This is a genomic window from Rhodococcus qingshengii JCM 15477 (assembly GCF_023221595.1).
Taxonomy (GTDB): domain Bacteria; phylum Actinomycetota; class Actinomycetes; order Mycobacteriales; family Mycobacteriaceae; genus Rhodococcus_F; species Rhodococcus_F qingshengii.
In genome coordinates this window covers 2270083-2289195 of record NZ_CP096563.1, presented here as the reverse complement: position 1 = coordinate 2289195, position 19113 = coordinate 2270083, and the positions used below count along the sequence as shown (strand labels likewise).

Annotated in this window: 19 protein-coding genes; 16 read left to right on the top strand and 3 right to left on the bottom strand. The window is 63.0% G+C overall.

Translation table 11 applies throughout. From position 1 onward, the window contains the following. The first annotated feature begins 70 nt into the window (after positions 1–70). The 3 genes from M0639_RS10470 to M0639_RS10460 are packed head-to-tail and all read left to right on the top strand — an operon-like array spanning position 71 to position 2707. Positions 71–1711 carry an acyl-CoA carboxylase subunit beta gene (locus tag M0639_RS10470; protein ID WP_003940853.1) on the top strand — a complete coding sequence of 547 codons (1641 nt, stop codon included), beginning with the start codon at positions 71–73 and terminating at the stop codon, positions 1709–1711. Next, a complete protein-coding gene (locus M0639_RS10465; RefSeq protein ID WP_007731147.1) occupies positions 1708–2049 on the top strand; it encodes an acyl-CoA carboxylase subunit epsilon in 342 nt (113 codons plus the stop codon). Before M0639_RS10470 ends, M0639_RS10465 begins: the two co-directional genes overlap by 4 nt. Positions 2050–2065: 16 nt before the next feature. After that, positions 2066–2707: a Maf family protein gene (locus M0639_RS10460; RefSeq protein WP_007731146.1), complete on the top strand. Its 642-nt coding sequence runs from the start codon at positions 2066–2068 to the stop codon at positions 2705–2707. Between the two features lie 124 nt (positions 2708–2831). Here M0639_RS10460 and M0639_RS10455 read toward each other — a convergent pair whose 3' ends face one another. Beyond that, a complete protein-coding gene (locus M0639_RS10455; RefSeq protein WP_064074936.1) occupies positions 2832–4142 on the bottom strand; it encodes an HNH endonuclease signature motif containing protein in 1311 nt (436 codons plus the stop codon). A 61-nt stretch (positions 4143–4203) separates the two neighbouring features. Further along, complete coding sequence (locus M0639_RS10450; protein WP_003940674.1) at positions 4204–5901, bottom strand: MFS transporter; 1698 nt, start codon at positions 5899–5901, stop codon at positions 4204–4206. Between the two features lie 150 nt (positions 5902–6051). On the opposite strand from M0639_RS10450, the gene M0639_RS10445 reads away from it, so the two are divergent. From M0639_RS10445 to M0639_RS10405, 9 genes are all read left to right on the top strand, one after another. Further along, complete coding sequence (locus M0639_RS10445) at positions 6052–7545, top strand: condensation domain-containing protein (protein ID WP_042449584.1); 1494 nt, start codon at positions 6052–6054, stop codon at positions 7543–7545. Beyond that, on the top strand, positions 7545–9008 hold the full coding sequence (locus M0639_RS10440) for a condensation domain-containing protein (protein WP_064074935.1): 1464 nt from the start codon (positions 7545–7547) through the stop codon (positions 9006–9008). The genes M0639_RS10445 and M0639_RS10440 overlap by 1 nt, the downstream gene beginning before the upstream one ends. Before the next feature lie 118 nt (positions 9009–9126). Further along, a complete protein-coding gene (locus tag M0639_RS10435) occupies positions 9127–10032 on the top strand; it encodes a sulfurtransferase (protein ID WP_003940962.1) in 906 nt (301 codons plus the stop codon). After that, complete coding sequence (locus tag M0639_RS10430; RefSeq protein WP_003940804.1) at positions 10029–10445, top strand: SufE family protein; 417 nt, start codon at positions 10029–10031, stop codon at positions 10443–10445. The genes M0639_RS10435 and M0639_RS10430 overlap by 4 nt, the downstream gene beginning before the upstream one ends. Before the next feature lie 4 nt (positions 10446–10449). Next, positions 10450–11850 (top strand): condensation domain-containing protein, encoded by a 1401-nt coding sequence (locus tag M0639_RS10425; protein ID WP_064074934.1) that lies wholly within the window; start codon positions 10450–10452, stop codon positions 11848–11850. Between the two features lie 138 nt (positions 11851–11988). Continuing rightward, on the top strand, positions 11989–13785 hold the full coding sequence (locus M0639_RS10420) for an acetyl/propionyl/methylcrotonyl-CoA carboxylase subunit alpha (protein WP_030535031.1): 1797 nt from the start codon (positions 11989–11991) through the stop codon (positions 13783–13785). Between the two features lie 76 nt (positions 13786–13861). Continuing rightward, on the top strand, positions 13862–14287 hold the full coding sequence (locus tag M0639_RS10415; RefSeq protein ID WP_003940708.1) for a DUF1707 SHOCT-like domain-containing protein: 426 nt from the start codon (positions 13862–13864) through the stop codon (positions 14285–14287). Next, entirely contained in the window at positions 14287–14637 is a 351-nt protein-coding gene (locus M0639_RS10410) for a hypothetical protein (RefSeq protein WP_003940792.1), read from the top strand. Before M0639_RS10415 ends, M0639_RS10410 begins: the two co-directional genes overlap by 1 nt. Next, positions 14634–14996 (top strand): VanZ family protein, encoded by a 363-nt coding sequence (locus M0639_RS10405; RefSeq protein ID WP_042922147.1) that lies wholly within the window; start codon positions 14634–14636, stop codon positions 14994–14996. The genes M0639_RS10410 and M0639_RS10405 overlap by 4 nt, the downstream gene beginning before the upstream one ends. Here the strand turns inward: M0639_RS10405 and M0639_RS10400 are convergent, their stop codons facing one another. Further along, positions 14997–15797, bottom strand: coding sequence for a tyrosine-protein phosphatase (locus tag M0639_RS10400; protein WP_042449593.1), 801 nt, complete (start codon positions 15795–15797; stop codon positions 14997–14999). A 130-nt stretch (positions 15798–15927) separates the two neighbouring features. On the opposite strand from M0639_RS10400, the gene uraD reads away from it, so the two are divergent. From uraD to M0639_RS10380, 4 genes are all read left to right on the top strand, one after another. After that, complete coding sequence (gene uraD, locus M0639_RS10395; protein WP_030535033.1) at positions 15928–16446, top strand: 2-oxo-4-hydroxy-4-carboxy-5-ureidoimidazoline decarboxylase; 519 nt, start codon at positions 15928–15930, stop codon at positions 16444–16446. Beyond that, positions 16443–16772 carry a hydroxyisourate hydrolase gene (uraH, locus tag M0639_RS10390; protein ID WP_007727227.1) on the top strand — a complete coding sequence of 110 codons (330 nt, stop codon included), beginning with the start codon at positions 16443–16445 and terminating at the stop codon, positions 16770–16772. Before uraD ends, uraH begins: the two co-directional genes overlap by 4 nt. 64 nt (positions 16773–16836) lie before the next feature. After that, positions 16837–17739 carry a factor-independent urate hydroxylase gene (gene pucL, locus M0639_RS10385; RefSeq protein WP_037129153.1) on the top strand — a complete coding sequence of 301 codons (903 nt, stop codon included), beginning with the start codon at positions 16837–16839 and terminating at the stop codon, positions 17737–17739. A 53-nt stretch (positions 17740–17792) separates the two neighbouring features. Then, on the top strand, positions 17793–19106 hold the full coding sequence (locus tag M0639_RS10380) for an 8-oxoguanine deaminase (RefSeq protein WP_231915147.1): 1314 nt from the start codon (positions 17793–17795) through the stop codon (positions 19104–19106). Positions 19107–19113: the final 7 nt, after the last annotated feature.

Sequence of the window (19113 nt, the reverse complement as noted above, 5' to 3'; positions counted from 1 at the left end):
GAGCCTGCAAGACAGCGACAATCGGACCTGCCTTCGAAGCCCCCCACGCACTCTCGTTAAGCTCACGTCCATGACCACTGTCCAAGAGCCGAACGCGCCGGAGGCGGCGGCCGCACCCGATATCCACACGACCGCGGGAAAGCTCGCGGACCTGCGGAATCGCCAAGCCCAGGCGCAGGCACCGAGCGGCGAAGCCGCCATCGACAAGGTGCACGCCAAAGGCAAGCTGACCGCCCGCGAGCGCATCACCGCCCTCCTCGACGAGGGCTCCTTCGTCGAACTCGACGCACTGGCACGGCACCGAAGTGTGAACTTCGGTCTCGCTGACAACCGCCCGGTCGGCGACGGCGTCGTCACCGGTTACGGCACCATCGACGGCCGCGACGTCTGTGTCTTCTCACAGGACGCCACCGTTTTCGGCGGATCGCTCGGCGAAATCTACGGTGAGAAGATCGTCAAGGTCATGGACCTCGCGATCCGCACCGGACGGCCCCTCGTCGGCATCAACGAAGGTGCAGGCGCGCGCATTCAGGAAGGCGTCGTCTCGCTCGGCCTCTACGGCGAGATCTTCCACCGCAACGTCCAGGCCTCGGGTGTCATCCCCCAGATCTCACTGATCATGGGACCCGCCGCCGGCGGCCACGTGTACTCCCCCGCACTGACCGACTTCGTCGTGATGGTCGACGAGACCTCCCAGATGTTCGTCACCGGCCCCGACGTCATCAAGACGGTCACCGGTGAAGACGTCACGATGGAAGACCTCGGCGGTGCTCGCACCCACATGGTCAAGTCCGGCGTCGCCCACTACGTCGCTTCCGGCGAGCAGGACGCACTCGACTACGTCAAGGACCTGCTCAGCTACCTGCCGTCCAACAACCAGGCAGCGGCTCCCCGCGGCGAGATCACCGACCCCATCGTCGGTTCGATCGAAGACAGCCTGACCGCCGAGGACATCGAACTCGACACCCTCATCCCGGACTCGGCCAACCAGCCGTACGACATGCACGAGGTCATCCGTCGCATCCTCGACGACGACGAGTTCCTCGAGGTCCAGGCCGAGCGCGCGATGAATATCATCGTCGGTTTCGGTCGCGTCGACGGACGCTCGGTCGGCATCGTCGCCAACCAGCCCACCCAGTTCGCGGGCTGCCTCGACATCGACGCCTCGGAGAAGGCCGCTCGCTTCGTGCGTACCTGCGACGCGTTCAACGTCCCGATCATCACCCTCGTCGACGTTCCCGGCTTCCTCCCCGGAACCGAGCAGGAATACAACGGCATCATCCGCCGCGGCGCGAAGCTCCTCTACGCATACGGAGAAGCAACGGTCGGCAAGATCACGGTCATCACCCGCAAGGCTTACGGCGGAGCGTACGACGTCATGGGCTCCAAGCACATGGGCGCCGACGTGAACCTGGCATGGCCGACCGCTCAGATCGCCGTCATGGGTGCATCCGGAGCAGTCGGATTCGTCTACCGCAAGCAGCTTCTCGAAGCCGCGAAGAACGGCGAAGACGTCGATGCACTGCGCCTCAAGCTGCAGAACGAGTACGAGGACACACTCGTCAACCCGTACGTCGCCGCTGAGCGCGGATACGTCGACGCTGTCATTCCTCCGTCGCACACCCGCGGACAAATCGTTTCCGCATTGCGACTGCTAGAGCGCAAGGCCGTTTCCCTTCCGCCCAAGAAGCATGGGAACATTCCCCTATGACCGCAACCACCGAGGACATTCTCAGCGAAGATGTCGCACTGGCGGAGACTGCACCGACCAACGGTGCGGTCGTCGAGGGAACCGCGACGGATGCTTCGCTCACGGAGCTGACCGAGACGTCGACCTCCGACGCGTCGGTCATCAAGATCGTCAAGGGTTCGCCCACCGACGTCGAGATCGCGGCACTGGTCAGCGTGCTTGCTGCGGCTGCCGGCAGCGGTCAAGCTCCCGAGTCGAACGTTCCCGCGGAGACCTGGGGCGATCCGACTCAGTTCCACCGCACGCGTGCGCCGTTCTCGCCGTACGCGTACCTGAACCCCGCGATCCGTCGCAGCTGACGATCACTCTGCTGACGTGACTCAACTGGTTCTAGCTTCAGCGTCCCCGGCTCGCCTCGCAGTTCTGCGGGCGGCCGGGGTTTCGCCGCTTGTGCGTGTCTCCGGCGTCGACGAGGACAAGATCGCCGACAACCTCGGACCCGACGCCGCCCCCGAAAAAGTCGTGACGGTACTGGCGGAGGCCAAGGCCGCCGAGATCGTTCCCGGTCTTGCCGCCGACAATCTCACCGACGTAGTCGTTGTCGGGTGCGATTCGATGCTCCTGATCGACGGGCAACTTCAAGGCAAGCCAGGCAGCGTCGATATCGCCCGTAAGCGATGGGCCGCAATGGCCGGACGCAGCGCCACTCTCTTGACCGGGCACTGTGTCCTACGCGTCGCCGACGGCCGCATCGTCCGCATGGCCTCGGATCACAGCGCAACAGTGGTTCATTTCGCGCAACCGTCCACCGAGGATCTCGAGGCATACCTGGCAACGGGCGAGCCGCTCCAAGTCGCCGGAGCATTCACGCTCGACAGTCTCGGCGGCTGGTTCGTGGAGAGAATCGAGGGTGATCCCTCGAGTGTCATCGGTATCGGATTACCTTTGGTACGAACACTTCTCGAGCGTGTCGGGGTTTCCGTCTCGGATCTCTGGCGCACGCAGAGCATCTTCTGACGCGTTTTCTCCAAGCACGTTTTCTCCAAGCACGTTTTCTCCAAGCACCACTGACCAGCCCCGCATCGGGTCCATGCCGATGCGAAGCTGGTCGTTTTTGTTGTCACCGAAAAGGTTTGACCCTTCAGGTTTTGAAGGTGGTGTTCGCCGGCCGCGGGTGCTGCTGCGGGTCGATCGAGGGCGGCGGAATGAACCACGGTTTGTTGTCGACACCGATCCGGATATCCCATTTCCCGACGAACCCGGATTTCCGGTGCATCAACCGGTGATGCGAACGGCACAGCAGGACCAGGTTGCTCATCACCGTCGGGCCGCCGTTCGCCCAGTGCCGGATATGGTGCGCATCAGTCCACGCGGGCACACACGTGCAGCCGGGGAACGCGCAGCCTTTGTCTCGGGCAATCAACGCCACTCGCTGCTCCGCGGTGACCACCCGTTTCCCGGGTTTCGCATCCAACGGCGCGCCGTGATCGTCGAGCAGCACGGTGGACAGGAAACAATCACACCCGAGAAGCCTGGTCTGCGACACCGACAGCGGTCCCAGCCAGGGCATGTGCCCGACATCAAGATCGGACAGCTCCAGTGAGCCGTCATCACCCGAATCCGAAGACTGTGCGGCACAATCCCGATGCTCCGCCAAATCACGAGCATTGATGTGCACATTCACGTGCGGACGCTGACCACCATCGGTACCGGTCTTGGCGCAATCGAGATAGCGGCGGATCAGTTCGGTGAACCCGTCGGCCGTGCGTTTCGCCGCCGACCGAGCATCCGGGGTTCCATCGGGTGCCGGGGTGGGCATCGTCAGATTCGACAACGCCGACAGCAGCATTTCGCCGGTGAGGGCGTCGAAATCACCGCGCACCACCACCCGACCGTTCAATGTCGACGCGATCCGCAACTCGTTCCGGTCGACATCTTCGGCGGGCGGAATCTCATCCGATTCGAACAACCGCTCCAAGGTCGCGATCACGTTCCGCACCTTCGTGGTCGTCGCTTCCACCCCCGACGCAGCAGCCAACAACAGATCGATGCACTTCGGTAGTGCTTCCTCCGGCATGCCTTTCGGTGGTGATTCACAGAACGCCACGATCAACACGGCATGATCGAACGAGCAATCCCCGCAATCGAACCGAGCCGCCACCGCCGGAAACGGCCGCAAAGCCGCACCCAACGCGGCGATCTTCTTCCCGTCCCGAACCTGCAACATCGTGTTGGCCGCCAACCACGCACCCACCCCGCGACTGGCAATCACCTGATCATCCGGGCGCAACGACAACTCGTCCACCACGGCCACACGAACCGCCTCGAGGCGCAGAATCTCAGCACTCGCCTCGACAGCAGCAGCACGCAACTCAGCAGCAGACAACTGCCACAACCGTCCGCGTAACCCCACCGCAGAACCAGACACCACATCCGACAACAAGACACTCATTGAATCCCCCGATCCCCTGCATACAGGGTACTCGAACACCCGTTCGAGTCAAGGGCAATTTTCAGACCGGCGAATTGACCCGCGGCAGAGCAGTCGACGCCAATCCGATACCGAGCGCAATTGCTGCGATGATCGCGAGCACACGGCGCTGCGCTTGGAGAAATGCTTCGCCGGCCGCCGCGCGAGTCGATGCGTACGCGGCATCAACTGCCACCTGAACGGATTGACCCCCGGCACCGGCGGAGCCGTCCCGGCGACATTCCGGCGCCACCTCCATCGGTGTTCCGGATGCCAATTGGCTTGTTGCGCAATCGACAAAGGCCTTTTCGGCGATGTCGATCAGGCCGGGACCAACGCCGGCAGCTTCAAGGTTCGCAACGTACTCGGGCCGCTCCCCCTGCACTGCTTGCGGAGCTTGCCCCGCGACGAGCGAGAAGAACACCACTCCGATCAAGGCCAGTCCGATGGAGCTGCCAACCTGCTGAACGGTAGGAAGCAGTCCCGACACCGAACCCGCGTGCGCGGGTTCGACCGTCGCAAGGATCGCGGTTTGCAGTGGTGCCACGAACAGTCCGAGACCTGCGCCACCGAGAAGCAGCGGACCGGCGAGCGCGAGCCAGCGTGGATCGGTTCCTTCGCGTTCGAGGATGATCGACAGCGCGATCAGCGAGCCGGCAAAGACGACCATCCCCAGGATCAGAACACGGTTTCCGAGCATCCGGTACACCGCCGATGAGAGAACCGCCGCCACGCCCATTCCGACGGCCCACGGCAGCGTCATGACGCCCGCTCGCAATGCGGAGAACCCGAAGCCGAACTGAAGGGTGAGACTGATGGTGAAGATCAAGGAAGTCAGGGTTCCGAAGAAAACGAACGCAAGAACCGCGCCGATTGTGAAGGCTCGGTCGCGGAAAAGCTCGAGACGAAGGACCGGATCGCCGCCTCGTTTCGCCAAACGCGATTCGTAGAGCACAAACGCCACTGCCACCGGCGCCGACATCGCGAGCATTACGACAAGACCTGTGGGCCATCCGCGCGCCCTTCCCTCGGCCAGGGGAAGGATCAGCAGGAACAGCGCCAGTGATGACAGTGCGGCGCCGATGAGGTCCAGTGAGCGCACATGCTCAGCGCGAGCATCGACGAGATGGAAATATCCGAGAATCAAGGCGGCGATGCCGATCGGGATGTTGACGAAGAAGATCAGGCGCCAGCCCCAGTCGAACAGATTCCACTCGATCAGCAGCCCGCCGATCAGAGGCCCACTGACCGTTGCGAGCCCGATGGTCGCACCGTAGATCCCGAAGACTCGCGGATGCCTGGCCTTCGGAAACAGACCCGAGATGATGGCGAACGTCTGGGCGGACATCGAACCGGCCGCCAATCCTTGCAGACCCCGGAAGACGATCAACATCGTCGCGCTCTGCGCGAGCCCGCACAGCAACGAGGCAACCACGAATACGGACAGGGCGGTCAGAAAAACAACTCTACGGCCGAACAGGTCCCCCAGCCGCGCTGCAGTGATCAACGAACACGCGAAAGCCAGGATGTACACGCTGACCATGAGCAACTGCGCCGATACGCCTGCTTGAAGATCGACGGCGATACTCGGAAGCGCGACGTTGACGATGGTCGCGTCGAGCAATTGCATGAATGCCGCCGCCAGACTCGTCGCCAACCCGAGCCAGGGCGTCAGAGAACCAGCTCGCCGCCCGCCCTTGTGGTCGGCGCCGACAGCGTCACCTAAAGGGTCCGGAAGCACCGAATGATCCTAATCGAACACAACGCTTCTAGAACCTGTTCTTGTTTAGATTGTAGTATTTCGGACAATTCAGTCCCCCAGATGGGATAGTTCGTCGTCTGCCCATTTTCAGAGCAGGCTTCTCGACGACACACGCAGGAGTTCTACTCGATGGATCTGAACTTGATCACCCATTGGCACCCGCTTCCTGGGCGGGTAATCGAATGGGGCGTCACGCATGCTTCCGCTCAACGAGCCGCCGAAGCCGAGATCGACCGAGAACTACCCCCGACCACGATGCAGGATCGCCACCTGCGACGCGCCCGCGTCACCGCAGAGAAGGGCGATCCGCAGTCTCCGTGGATCGGTATCGCCTTCGATTTCGCAGGAACACTGGACCGCGACGCCATGACGCGAGCACTTCAGCGCTACATCCGTCGCCACGACACGCTGCACAGCTGGTTCTCGTTCGACGAAGCAACCACCGACGCTGCGGACACCTCGTTCGAGGTCCGTCGACACGTGGTGCCGGTCGAAAGCATCGAACTCGAGTACCGCGTCGGCGACGACGTCTCCGAATCCGAGGCGATCCGCGCGCTCGTCGCGACCAAGTTCGCCACCGAAACCAGCGCGCTGCAGTGGCCGGCATTCGTGTTCGGTGCCGTCGAGCACCACCATGCCGACCTCGAAGCCGATCCGAGCTTCACCCTGTTCCATGCAGTCGACCACGCCCATTCGGACATGAACTCGATGGTGCTGATGTACGCAGAATTGCGTCAGCTCTACGCCGCGGAAACGACCGGATCGCATCCCGAGCTCGGGCCGGCCGGAAGTTACGCACAGTTCGGTCGCGTCGAACGCGAGCGAACAACCGAACTGACGATGCAGTCACCCGAAGTGCACCAGTGGCTCGGTTACCTCATGCGCAGCGGCGGCTCGTTCCCCGGATTTCCGCTCCCACTCGGGGCCGAAGACGCGCCCAAACCGGCTATCGGTTCACGCTTCGACCTGGCCGACGACATCGAGTGCGAGAAGTTCGGTGCGGTTTGTAAAGCCAACGGCGCCAACTTCATCGGCGGAATGTTCACCGCGCTCGCGATTGCGGAATTCGAACTCGCCGGACGCGACAAGTACATCGCCCTCTCGCCGGTCAGCACACGAACCGAGGCCGACTCGTTTGCGCAGGGCTGGTACATCAACCTGATCCCGGTCGGCATCGACGTCGACGACAAGCGACGCTTCACCGAGTTGGCAAAGCTCGGGCAGCAGGGGTACCACGACGGCAAGGCACTCCTCGATGTCTCTGTGCAGCAGGTCATCGATCTGGTTCTGTCGAGCTTGGCCGAGTCGGATTCCGCACCCGGCGGACTGTCGAAGACGCTCACCCCGCCGCCGATCGTCTCGTACATCGACGGCCGACGCATGCCGGATCCATACAGTTACGCCGAGACGAAGGCAACGGGAATCGTCGGCGGCAAAGAGACTCAGATCGCGTCGATGTGGATCAACCGGATGCACACCGGAACCTGGATCGCCGTGTCTCACCCCGACACCCCCATTGCCCACGAATCGGCCACCCGCTTCGCCGAGCATGTCTCGAAGATCATCAAAACTGTTGCAGCTCAAGGCGACTACTCGTTCGTGGCACCAGAGGGAGTGGCCTGATGCATGTCACCTCGATCGATCGATACGGACTCGACCCCGGAATCGTCACCGAATGGTCGCTTCAGCCCGCGGACGGCGCCGTCACCGAGTCGGAAGTACCACCGTCGTACAACCAGCATTTTCACCTCGAGACTGCGCGAACACACGGCATGGGCCGGAGTGTGTGGATGGCAGCCGCATTCGACCTTCCCGGAGAACTGAATCGGCCTGCACTCGACCTCGCGCTGCGCCTGTTCATCAGTCGCCATGACACTCTGCACACAGGATTCGAGGTGGGCGAGTTCACCACCACCCGAATGGGACTCGATCCAGACGGCACACACATCGAGACTTCGGAACCTCTGAAATTCGATTCGACCGAAGACCTCCGAGCGCATCTCAAGAAGCGATTCACGACGGTATGCGATCCACTGACCTTCCCTGCATACACGTTTGCCACGGTCGAACGCGAAGAGCATTACACGGTCCTGAGCGCGTTCGATCACACACTCGTCGACGGCTACTCGTTGGTCATCGCTCTCGGGGAACTGCGACAGATCTACGAGGGACTGATCGCCCTACCCGATCTGACCGACCACGAGGCCGTCGACGCAGTGATGAGCCGACTGGGTGACCCGGGAAGTTTCGTGCGGTACTGCGAACTGGAGGCAGACGCTCTGCTTCCCGTCGACAACGACCCTCGAATCCGAGAGTGGGCAAGGTTCTACGAGATCTGCGGTGGCACATCACCGAGTTTCCCCTTGGATCTCGGCGTCGAGGGCGGAAAGCCCGCGCCGCAGGGCGCCGATGTGCGCGTGCTGCTCGACGAGGAGCTGACGGCGACGTTCGACGAGATCTGCCTATCCGCCGGCGGTAGCGTGTTCACCGGAATCCTCACTGCGATGGGACTTTCCGTCCACTCGTACACCGGGCGGTCGACGCTTCCGCTGCAATTTCCGCTTCACATCCGCAAAGATCCGCGGTGGGCCGACGCGATCGGCTGGCTCACCACCAGCGCGCCGATCACGGTCCAGATCACTCCCGACGCGGATTTCGGTGCATCCCTTGCACATACGCACGCGTCGTTCCGAGTTGCGTTGACGCTCGAGGGCGTCACCATGGCCCAGGTTCGAGATGCTTTGGGCGACAAGATTCGACGCACGCGCACCGACGTCTTCATGGTGTCGTACATCGATTACCGCAAACTACCCGGCACAGACGATCATGATCTCCTCAACGCCCATCACATCAGCAATGTGACGGTCGCCGACGATGCCCAGTTCTGGATTTCGCGAACGAACCGTGGTCTCTCGCTGCGTTCACGCTTTCCCGATACCGAGACGGCAAACGAAACCATGGTGAATTTCCTCACCGAACTCGACCGGATTCTGAGAGAAGTCTGCGCCCGGGGCGTGACGCCGATCGGAAGTGTCACCGAACAATTGAGAGATTCGAGCGTCGGAGCAGGAACACCGAGGATTTAGGGTCGGCAACGGGCACGAGCAGGCAGAACCTGCTTCCGGGCGTCTCACCTTGCGCACAGCGCATAGAATCGATCAAGTCCGTGTTCGAACCGAACGATTCGTCTTCAGGAGTACGCCCGTGCCCGTTGCCCCCGATCCCTCAACCGCGTTTGCCGAGTTCGCGCATCCCGACCGGTTGGTCTCGACGGAATGGCTCTCGGCGAATCTCGGTGCGCCGGGCCTCAAGGTTGTCGAATCCGACGAAGACGTGTTGTTGTACGACGTCGGCCACATCCCCGGAGCCGTGAAGATCGACTGGCATCTCGACCTCAACGATCCGGTCACCCGCGACTACATCGACGGTGCGAAGTTCGCAGAGTTGATGAACCGCAAGGGCATCGGCCGCGACGACACCGTGGTCATCTACGGCGACAAGAGCAACTGGTGGGCGGCCTACGCACTGTGGGTCTTCACTCTTTTCGGCCACGAGGACGTCCGTCTTCTCGACGGTGGCCGCGATGCGTGGATCGCCGAGAACCGCGACACCGCTTTCGACGTTCCCGACATCACGTCAACGGATTACCCGGTCGTCGAGCGCAACGACGCTCCCATTCGCGCATTCAAGGACGACGTTCTCGCGCACTTGGGCGACGGGCCGCTCATCGACGTGCGATCTCCGCAGGAGTACACCGGCGAGCGCACCCACATGCCCGACTACCCCGAAGAGGGTGCGTTGCGTGGTGGACACATTCCCAGCGCGCTCAGCATCCCGTGGGCGAAGGCAGCGGCACCGGACAGCCGCTTCCGCACCCGTACCGAACTCGGCGAGATCTACGGCGACCTGTCGGCCGACGACAACATCGTCGCGTACTGCCGCATCGGTGAGCGTTCCAGTCACACCTGGTTCGTGTTGACTCATCTTCTCGGCTACCCGAACGTTCGTAACTACGACGGTTCATGGACCGAGTGGGGCAATGCCGTGCGCGTCCCGATCGTCCAGGGCGAAGAGCCCGGCGCCGTTCCGTCCTCTGTATCGGCGTCATGAGCGCTCTTCCTTCGGCTCTGGCCGAGATCGTCGACGACTTCGCGGCCGTCGGCGCCTCGGACAAGCTCACCCTTCTTCTCGAGTTCAGCCGAGAGCTGCCGCCGTTGCCGGCGGAGCTCGAGCAGAGCGCGATGGAGCCGGTCCCCGAATGTCAGTCGCCGCTCTTCCTCTCGGTCGACGATTCGGATCGCGACAACGTCCGTCTGTACTTCAGCGCTCCCCCCGAGGCTCCCACGACGCGTGGTTTCGCATCGATCCTCGCGCAGGGGCTCGACGGCCACAGCGCCGACGAGATCCTCGGTGTACCCGACGACTTCTATTCGGCGCTCGGTCTCGCAGAAGCCGTGAGCCCGCTCCGTCTGCGCGGAATGTCGGCCATGCTCGCGCGCATCAAGCGGCACTTGCGGGGCTGAAAACATGGAGTTCACCGAACTGGCCGACTATGCGATTCCGGCCGGCGCACTCGTCGAATGGTTGCCGTGCGCAACCGGGCCCTGGGTTCCGGATCCGCGGCCCGTCTCCTACATTCACGAGGCACATCTCAACCGTTCCGCTGCAGGCGCAGGCGACAAGTCTTGGCTGGGAACAGCTTTCGAGATTTCCGGCCCGCTCGACGTCGATGCGTTCCGAGTCGCTCTCGGCCGGTGGATCGACCGTCACGAAGTTCTGCGCTCGCATACCGTCCTCGAACCCTCGGGCGGCGAGATCACCCGGCACACGGTCCCGCTCGGCGGAATCGACATCGGGGTCGTCAGCCACGGCTACGACGCGTCCAGCCAGGACAACTTCGACCACCTTCACCGCCTGTTCGACGATTACGCGTCCCCGCACAGTTGGCCGTCGTACGTCTTCGCGACGTTGACGCCCCGCGGTGGCGACGGTCCGTTCACCGTGTTCTTCGCGGCGGACCACTCGATCATCGACGGGTTCTCGATCGTGCTGGTCGCTCACGAGATCGCTGCTCTGTACCGCGAGGCCTCGACCGGTAGTGCTGCAAATCTGTTTCCGGTGGGCAGCTACGTCGATTTCGGTGCCGTCGAACGCGAGCAGATGGCCGACATGGAAGCCGAGAAGGCTGCGGTCGAGATCTGGCGAAAGGCTCTCGGCACGGACGGTCTACCCCAGTTCCCGCTACCGATCGGTGACCGTGGAACCGATTCTCAGAACGGCCTGTCGACCTGGCTGCTCGACGCCGACCAGTCCAAGGCCTTCAGTTCGACGTGTGCAGCCACCGGCGTGGGGTACTTCGCCGGACTTCTCGGCGGACTTGCCGCTGTAGGTCGCGAAGTCGCGGGATCCGATCGATTCGAGGTCGTGACGCCAGTTCACACCCGCAGCGCTCAGGAGTGGGCGGGTGCGCTCGGCTGGTTCGTCGGACTGTGCCCGGTCGAGTTCGCCGTTGGATCGGACTGTTCGTTCGGCGACCTCGCGACACGCGCCGCCGAATCCATCGCTTCGGTCAAGCCTGCCGCAGCTGTCCCGTTCGATCGGATCGGTGAGCACCTCGAAACCCCGATCCGACCGCGATTCGTCGTGTCCTACATGGACGTTCGCTTCGTGCCCGAAGCCGCACAGTGGCCCGAATGGAACGCCAGAGCACTTCGAAGCAAGGCATATACGCACGACGTCTACATCTGGATCAACCGCACACCCCAGGGACTCAACCTCGCGGTCAGGTACCCAGGCAACGAGACGGCGAACGCCGCGGTTCACGCCTACGTGGCCGCACTGCGCCGGACCATCGAAGAAATCGTCACCGAACCGGACGCCGCCGCCTCCGACAGCTACTCATCGGTAGTTTTCGAAACCGTTTCCTAAGCCGGAGTGGGCTTTAGCGATCCGGTTACAACCAGCGCCGAAGCGATGCATACACTCCGAAGTGATGCCAATCCCCCGATGGTGAAATCCCAGAGGAATACACCGCGGAGACAGACTATGCGAACCACAGGAGGCTCAGTGCCCAGTCATGCCAGCGCGCACATTACGAAGGTGCTTGTCGCGAACCGCGGTGAAATCGCGGTACGGGTCATCCGGGCGGCCAAGGATGCCGGCTACGGCAGCGTTGCCGTTTACGCCGAGCCCGATGCAGACGCGCAGTTCGTGAAGCTCGCAGACGAGGCATTTGCCCTCGGTGGACAGACGTCCGCCGAGTCCTACCTCGTGTTCGACAAGATCCTCGACGCAGCCAAGAAGTCCGGCGCCGACGCCATCCACCCCGGCTACGGTTTCCTCTCCGAGAACGCCGACTTCGCCCAGGCCGTCATCGACGCGAACCTCATCTGGATCGGTCCGTCACCGCAGTCCATCCGCGACCTCGGCGACAAGGTCACAGCACGCCATATCGCAGAACGCGCGAAGGCGCCGATGGCAGCCGGCACCAAGGATCCCGTCAAGGGCGCCGACGAGGTCGTCGCATTCGCCAAGGAATACGGCGTCCCGGTTGCGATCAAGGCTGCCTTCGGTGGCGGTGGACGCGGCATGAAGGTCGCCCAGACCATCGAGGAAATCCCCGAGCTGTTCGAGTCGGCCACCCGTGAGGCCATCGCAGCCTTCGGTCGCGGCGAGTGCTTCGTCGAGCAGTACCTGGACAAGGCCCGCCACGTCGAGGCTCAGGTCATCGCCGACCAGCACGGCAACGTCGTCGTCGCCGGTACCCGCGACTGCTCGCTGCAGCGTCGCTTCCAGAAGCTCGTCGAAGAGGCTCCCGCTCCCTTCCTGACGGACGACCAGCGTGCACGCATCCACGCATCCGCCAAGGCCATCTGCAAGGAAGCCGGCTACTACGGCGCCGGAACGGTCGAGTACCTGGTTCAGGGCGACACCATCTCCTTCCTCGAGGTCAACACCCGCCTGCAGGTCGAGCACCCCGTCACGGAAGAGACCGCGGGCATCGACCTCGTGCGTCAGCAGTTCCTCATCGCCAACGGCGAAGAACTCTCCATCAAGGAAGATCCCACCCCGCGTGGACACTCCTTCGAGTTCCGCATCAACGGCGAAGACGCCGGCCGCGGCTTCATGCCTGCCCCCGGCCCGGTCTCCGTCTACCGTGAGCCCACGGGCCCCGGCGTTCGCGTCGATTCCGGTGTCGTTGCCGGCGACGTCATCGGCGGACAGTTCGACTCCATGCTCGCCAAGCTCATCGTCACCGGCGCCACCCGCGAAGAAGCCCTCCAGCGGGCATCGCGCGCTCTGGCCGAGTTCGAGATCGACGGCCTCGCGACCGTTCTCCCGTTCCACCGCCACATCGTCGAGAACCCGGCGTTCATCGGTGACGGCGAGAAGTTCGACATCTACACCAAGTGGATCGAAACCGACTGGGTCAACCCCATCGAGCCGTACGCAGGCGCCGGTGCTCCCGTAGACGACGAGGACGAGGCTCTGCCGCGTCAGAACGTCGTCGTCGAGGTCGGTGGACGTCGCGTCGAGGTTTCCCTCCCGGGCCAGTTCTCGCTCGGCAACGGCGGCGGCGCTGCCTCCGGTGCGATCCGCAAGAAGCCGAAGGCGCGCAAGCGCGGCGGCGCCGGCGGAGGTGCAGCATCGGGTGACGCTGTCACGGCTCCGATGCAGGGCACCGTCGTCAAGGTTGCAGTGACCGAAGGCCAGGAAGTCGCAGAAGGCGATCTGATCGCCGTTCTCGAAGCCATGAAGATGGAAAACCCCGTCAACGCGCACAAGGCCGGTGTCGTCACCGGACTGTCCGTCGAGCCGGGTGCAGCAATCACGCAGGGAACGGTTCTCGCAGAACTGAAGTAGGGCCTCCGGCCCCGTGCGCCTTTCCGGTAGTCCCCACTACCGGAAAGGCGCACAGTCGTTTGAGTAGGCTGTAACGATGGCTGACGTCCCCGACATTCGCATCGGCACTGCAGAACGCGAGCAGGCACTCGATCTCCTGAGCGAGCACTTCGCCGCAGGCCGCCTCACCGTCACCGAGTTCGACGAGAGAAGCGGAATCGTCAGTGCCGCAACAACTCGCAGTGAACTCGTTCCGGTGTTCGCCGATCTTCCGGGCAACTACCAAGCGCCCGGCACCGCTCCCCTGTCGATGGTGACGCCTCCCGACGCACCGGCGGAGCGAGGCTTCAACCCCGACTGGTCCGGTCGCGTCATGGCCGTCGTCCCGATTCTCGCGGTGATCCTGTTCTTCGTCACCGGCACCTGGTTGTGGTTCCTCGCGATTCCCCTGGCCGGTGCACTGCTGTTCGGTACCGACCGGGAACGCAAAGCCAAGCGCCGCCGCGAGCGGGACTCCGACTGATGGAGCCGATCGAGATCAACGCAGGCGGCTGGTATCTACGCGCACTACGCGCAGACGAGCGTGTGGACGACCGCCCCGCCCTTGCCGATGGTGGTATCACCGACCCCGATTACGTGAGTCAGCGAAGCGCTCAGTGGCACGAAAACAGCGTCTACTCCTGGGCAGTGTGCCAACCCAACACCGGTGAGCTTCTCGCCGAGGTCGTTCTGACGCCTCTCGACTCCACCGCCCTGCTCACCGGCTGGGCCCGCGACGGGCACACCGAGGCGCTCACGACGGCCGCCGACGCCGTCACCAGATTCGCCGAAGGTGCACTCGGACTCGTCGTCGTCGAGGGGCAGACGAATTGAAGAACAACCGATACTGGCCGTTGGCGATCGCCGTGGTCATTGCCCTGATCATGCTCTTCTCCCCGGGTTCCACCGTGCCCTCGAGCCCGGAGAACACCGACAAGATCACTCACACGCTGATGTTCGCGGTATTGGCGATCACCTCGTTGCACGCGCGGATCCCGGTGTGGCTCACGGCTGTGTGGTTGTTGATCTTTGCCGCGACGTCCGAGGTTCTTCAAGCAGCGCTGCCCATTTCGCGTTCCGGTTCGATCTGGGACGGCAGCGCCGACCTGCTCGGCATCGCCATCGGGATCGGTATCGTCAGCCTCGTGACGAGGCGACGAACTTCCCGCCGAGACGAGCCGAGCAGGTCCTGATCAGCTGAGCAGGTTGCTCCGCAATTGGTCCTGGGTCGACGCGTCGATCTTCAAGCCGTCGGTGAAGTACGCCTCGATGGATCCGTGTACCTGCGCGAGCTCTGCCATCGACGCCTCCAGGTACTCGCGCCTGACACCGAGGACACCCTCGAGCAGGGTCGGGTCGATCCCCTTGGCCTCGAATCGCTCGAGGAGCGGCGCGAACATCGGCAACAAAATCTTGTTGGTTTCGAGGTAGTCCGCGAAGACCGCGTCCTCGGAAGCGCCCAGGAACAGAAGTAACGCGGCGGCGGCCCAACCCGTCCGATCCTTGCCCGTGGTGCAGTGAATGAGTGCCGGCGAGCTGGGCGGCTGGGCCAAGTCGACGAACAGTTGCCGGTACGACGCGACCGCACTCGGCAAGGTCACGAAATCGCGGTAACTTCCCTGAAAGTACTCGAGCGCCTGGCCGCTGCCCAATGCTTCGGCAGCAAACGCCGGGTCGGCGATCATCTGCTGCATCTGAGCCGGAATGGCGCGATACTGCTTGTCCGCCAATACGTCCAGGCCGATTTCTCGGATACCGTCCGGCGTCAGATCCGGTGCCGTCTCGCGTTCGGATTCGGTGCGCAGATCGTAGATCGTGACGATGCCCAGATCGGCGAGGGTCTGTGCACCGTCCGCACTGAGCGATGCCAGATCGGTGGAACGAAACACGCTCCCGGTGCGGACGGTGCCACCGAAGCTCGATTCGGAGCCACCGATGTCTCGGAGGTTCGCCAGGGACGGTACGACGGAAGACAGCTTCGGAGTATCGGTCATACCTGAGAATGTATCGGTCGCCGAGAAACCGTGATCGGGGAAGAGCAGCCGGAGAAATAAGATCGAGACACATCATCTCCCGTAATTGCTGCGCTACAGATCCGTAACATGCTCAAGTAATCCTGTGGACATGCCTACAACGAATTCCAGTGGTCTCGGAGCCTTCGATGCGCTCGGTGACCACCAGGCAGTCGCGGCGCTGCTCGAGTGTTGCCATTCCGCCGTGTGGGCACAGGAAATCGCCTCGTCTCGCCCGTTCGCCGATCTGGAAGCTCTGTTCGACAAAGCAGATGCGGTGCTGGCCGAGCTTCCCGAGTCCGAGATCGACGACGCTCTCTCCGGCCACCCACGAATCGGTGAGCGAAGCGAGAGCGCGGCCTCTACCCGTGAACAGTCGGGAGTCTCGTCGGCGACAGAAGACGTACTCGCGGAACTTCGACGGAAGAACGCCGAGTACGAAGAGACATTCGGCCATGTTTACCTGGTCTGCGCGTCGGGGAAATCTGGAACGGAGCTCCTCGACATCCTTCGAGGTCGTCTCCGAAACGACCCGGCGACCGAGCGTTCCGTGCTTCGAACCGAATTGGCCGCCATCAATCGGATCAGACTCGCCCGTCTGATCGATGCACTCGCCGGAGGCACAGCATGAGCAAGACCCTCAGCACGCACGTTCTCGACGCGACGACGGGCAACCCCGCGGCGGGGATTCGCGTCGAACTTCGTGATCGAGACGGCGCCTCCGTCACCACTGCGGAGACCGACTCCGACGGCCGCATCCCCGAACTTGCTCCCGGTGGCCTGACCGCCGGTCACTACACCCTGACTTTCGACACCGGAACGTATTTCGAGACCAACGGACAAGAAAACTTCTACCCGGAAGTGACAGTGACCTTCCGGGTGGACGACACGGCACGGGGCTATCACGTCCCACTGTTGCTGTCGCCCTTTGCTTATTCCACCTATCGCGGGAGCTGAACACGTGACTACCGAAAACATCACGACCGGCAACATCACAACCGGCAGTACGAACACCGAACGGTTGAGCGGATCGATCGAACTATCGGGTCACCAGTACGGCAAAGCGGAAAATCGAGTAGTCCGAATCTATCGAGACACCCCCCGTCACGAAATTCACGACATCAACGTCTCCACCTGCCTGCGTGGGGATTTCGCCGACGCATACCTCACCGGTGATCAATCGAAGGTTCTGCCGACCGACACGCAGAAACAAACGGCCTACTCCTACGCCAAGGAAAAGGGTCTGATCTCGATCGAGACGTACGGACTCGAACTCGCCCGTCATTTCGTCGACGACATCGAACCGGTCAGTGGCGCGCGGATCGAGATCGAGGAATACGCCTGGGAGCGTGCGATTGTCGACGGCAGCGAGCACGACTACACCTGGATTCGGAAGGGTCAGGAAGTTCGGACGGCGTCGATCACCATCTCCGATACCGGGACATGGGTGATCGGCGGCCTGAAGGACCTGGTGATCCTCAAATCGACTGGTAGTGAGTTCTCGGGTTTTCTCGAAGATCCGTACACCGTTCTCGAGCCGACCGACGACCGCGTCATGGCGACGACGTTGGTCGCCCAGTGGCGATTCGTCACCACCGACGTCGACTGGGAATCGGTCTACGCGGGCATCAAGGCACAGATCGTCAAGCAGTTCGCACAGGTACATTCACTTGCCCTGCAGCAGACGCTCTTCCACATCGGCAAGGCAATCCTCGAGGAATTCCCGATCATCGCGGAGGTTCGACTGTCCGCACCCAACAAGCATCATTTCGAATATGCACTCGGCCGCTTCGGAGTGGAGAACGACAACGAGGTGTTCCACGCTGCGGATCGTCCGTACGGCCTGATCCAAGCTGCGGTCAGCCGATCCGACGCACCAGACGCGGGGCCGTCGTGGACCACCTACGCCGGTTGGTTGTCGTGACCGAATCAGCTCTCGGGGCAACACTCGTCGTGGCGGGCGCTCATGTGGTCACGATGGACGGCGACCGCTCCGAGTACTCCGACGGCTATGTGGTGATCTCGGGCAACAAGATCGTCGACGTCGGCGCCGGAACGCCACCCGAATACCCGGGTGCGCAGGTGATCGACGGGAGTGGTTGCCTGATCACGCCGGGTCTGGTCAACACACATCATCATCTCTACCAATGGATCACCCGAGGCCTGGCCGCGGACTCGACGCTTTTCGAGTGGCTGACCACCCTGTACCCCGTCTGGGCAGGTATCGACGCCGACGCCGTCCACGTGGCGGCCACCGGCGGCCTCACGTGGTTGGCGAAAACCGGATGTACGACCACCACCGACCACCACTACGTCGTTCCCCGCGACGCCGGCGACGTTTTCGAGGCCGAGATCACCGCGGCTGCGCAGGTCGGCCTTCGATTCCACCCCTGTCGTGGGTCGATGGATCTCGGCCAGAGTTCCGGCGGCCTGCCACCGGATCACGTCGTGGAAAAACTCGATGACATCCTGACCGGCACGCAGTCGGTGATCGACCGTTGGCACGACCCGAATCCCGGATCTATGCTGCAGATCGCGGTAGCTCCCTGCTCACCCTTCTCGGTGACGGAGGCATTGCTCCGCGAGTCCGCGACGCTGGCCCGCGAAAACGGCGTGCGTATGCACACGCATCTGGCCGAGACACTGGACGAGGAGAGATTCTGCCGCGAGCATTTCGGTTGCACGCCGGTCGAATACATGGAACGAGTCGGCTGGGTGGGCCCGGACGTCTGGTACGCCCACGCAGTCCATCTCGACGACGCCGGTATCGAGACGATGGCGCGAACCGGAACTGCGGCGGCGCACTGCCCGACCTCCAACGCGCGCCTGGGAGCCGGTATCGCCCGTGCCGCCGATCTGGTGAACGGCGGGGTCACCGTGGGGCTCGGCGTGGACGGCGCGGCGAGCAATGAAGCTTGCAGCCTGATCGAGGAGTCTCGTCATGCACTTCTGTTTGCTCGCGCGAAGGGCGGACCGCAGACGATGACGGTGCGAAAAGCCTTGGAATTGGGAACGATCGCCGGCGCACGAGTTCTGGGCCGCGAGGGCGAAATCGGATCGATCGAGGTCGGAAAACTTGCCGACCTGGCGGTGTGGAAACTCGACACCGTCGCGCATGCCGGCATCACCGATCCGGTGGCGGCGCTCGTACTCGGCTCGACTCCCCCGCTGAAGTTACTGCTCGTCAACGGGCGAATCGTAGTTGCCGACGGACGAGTCACCACCGTCGACGAGGACGTCGTGGCCTCGGATGTCGCACGCGCACACCGCGATCTACTCGGAAAGGCTTGAGGTCGCG

Coding starts and splice junctions, on each gene's coding strand:
- uraD (WP_030535033.1), top strand. CDS start 15,928: ATGCCTACAACGAATTCCAGTGGTCTCGGAGCCTTCGATGCGCTCGGT.
- M0639_RS10465 (WP_007731147.1), top strand. CDS start 1,708: ATGACCGCAACCACCGAGGACATTCTCAGCGAAGATGTCGCACTGGCG.
- M0639_RS10470 (WP_003940853.1), top strand. CDS start 71: ATGACCACTGTCCAAGAGCCGAACGCGCCGGAGGCGGCGGCCGCACCC.
- uraH (WP_007727227.1), top strand. CDS start 16,443: ATGAGCAAGACCCTCAGCACGCACGTTCTCGACGCGACGACGGGCAAC.
- M0639_RS10400 (WP_042449593.1), bottom strand. CDS start 15,797: ATGACCGATACTCCGAAGCTGTCTTCCGTCGTACCGTCCCTGGCGAAC.
- M0639_RS10415 (WP_003940708.1), top strand. CDS start 13,862: ATGGCTGACGTCCCCGACATTCGCATCGGCACTGCAGAACGCGAGCAG.
- M0639_RS10440 (WP_064074935.1), top strand. CDS start 7,545: ATGCATGTCACCTCGATCGATCGATACGGACTCGACCCCGGAATCGTC.
- M0639_RS10425 (WP_064074934.1), top strand. CDS start 10,450: ATGGAGTTCACCGAACTGGCCGACTATGCGATTCCGGCCGGCGCACTC.
- M0639_RS10445 (WP_042449584.1), top strand. CDS start 6,052: ATGGATCTGAACTTGATCACCCATTGGCACCCGCTTCCTGGGCGGGTA.
- M0639_RS10430 (WP_003940804.1), top strand. CDS start 10,029: ATGAGCGCTCTTCCTTCGGCTCTGGCCGAGATCGTCGACGACTTCGCG.
- M0639_RS10455 (WP_064074936.1), bottom strand. CDS start 4,142: ATGAGTGTCTTGTTGTCGGATGTGGTGTCTGGTTCTGCGGTGGGGTTA.
- M0639_RS10410 (WP_003940792.1), top strand. CDS start 14,287: ATGGAGCCGATCGAGATCAACGCAGGCGGCTGGTATCTACGCGCACTA.
- M0639_RS10380 (WP_231915147.1), top strand. CDS start 17,793: ATGGACGGCGACCGCTCCGAGTACTCCGACGGCTATGTGGTGATCTCG.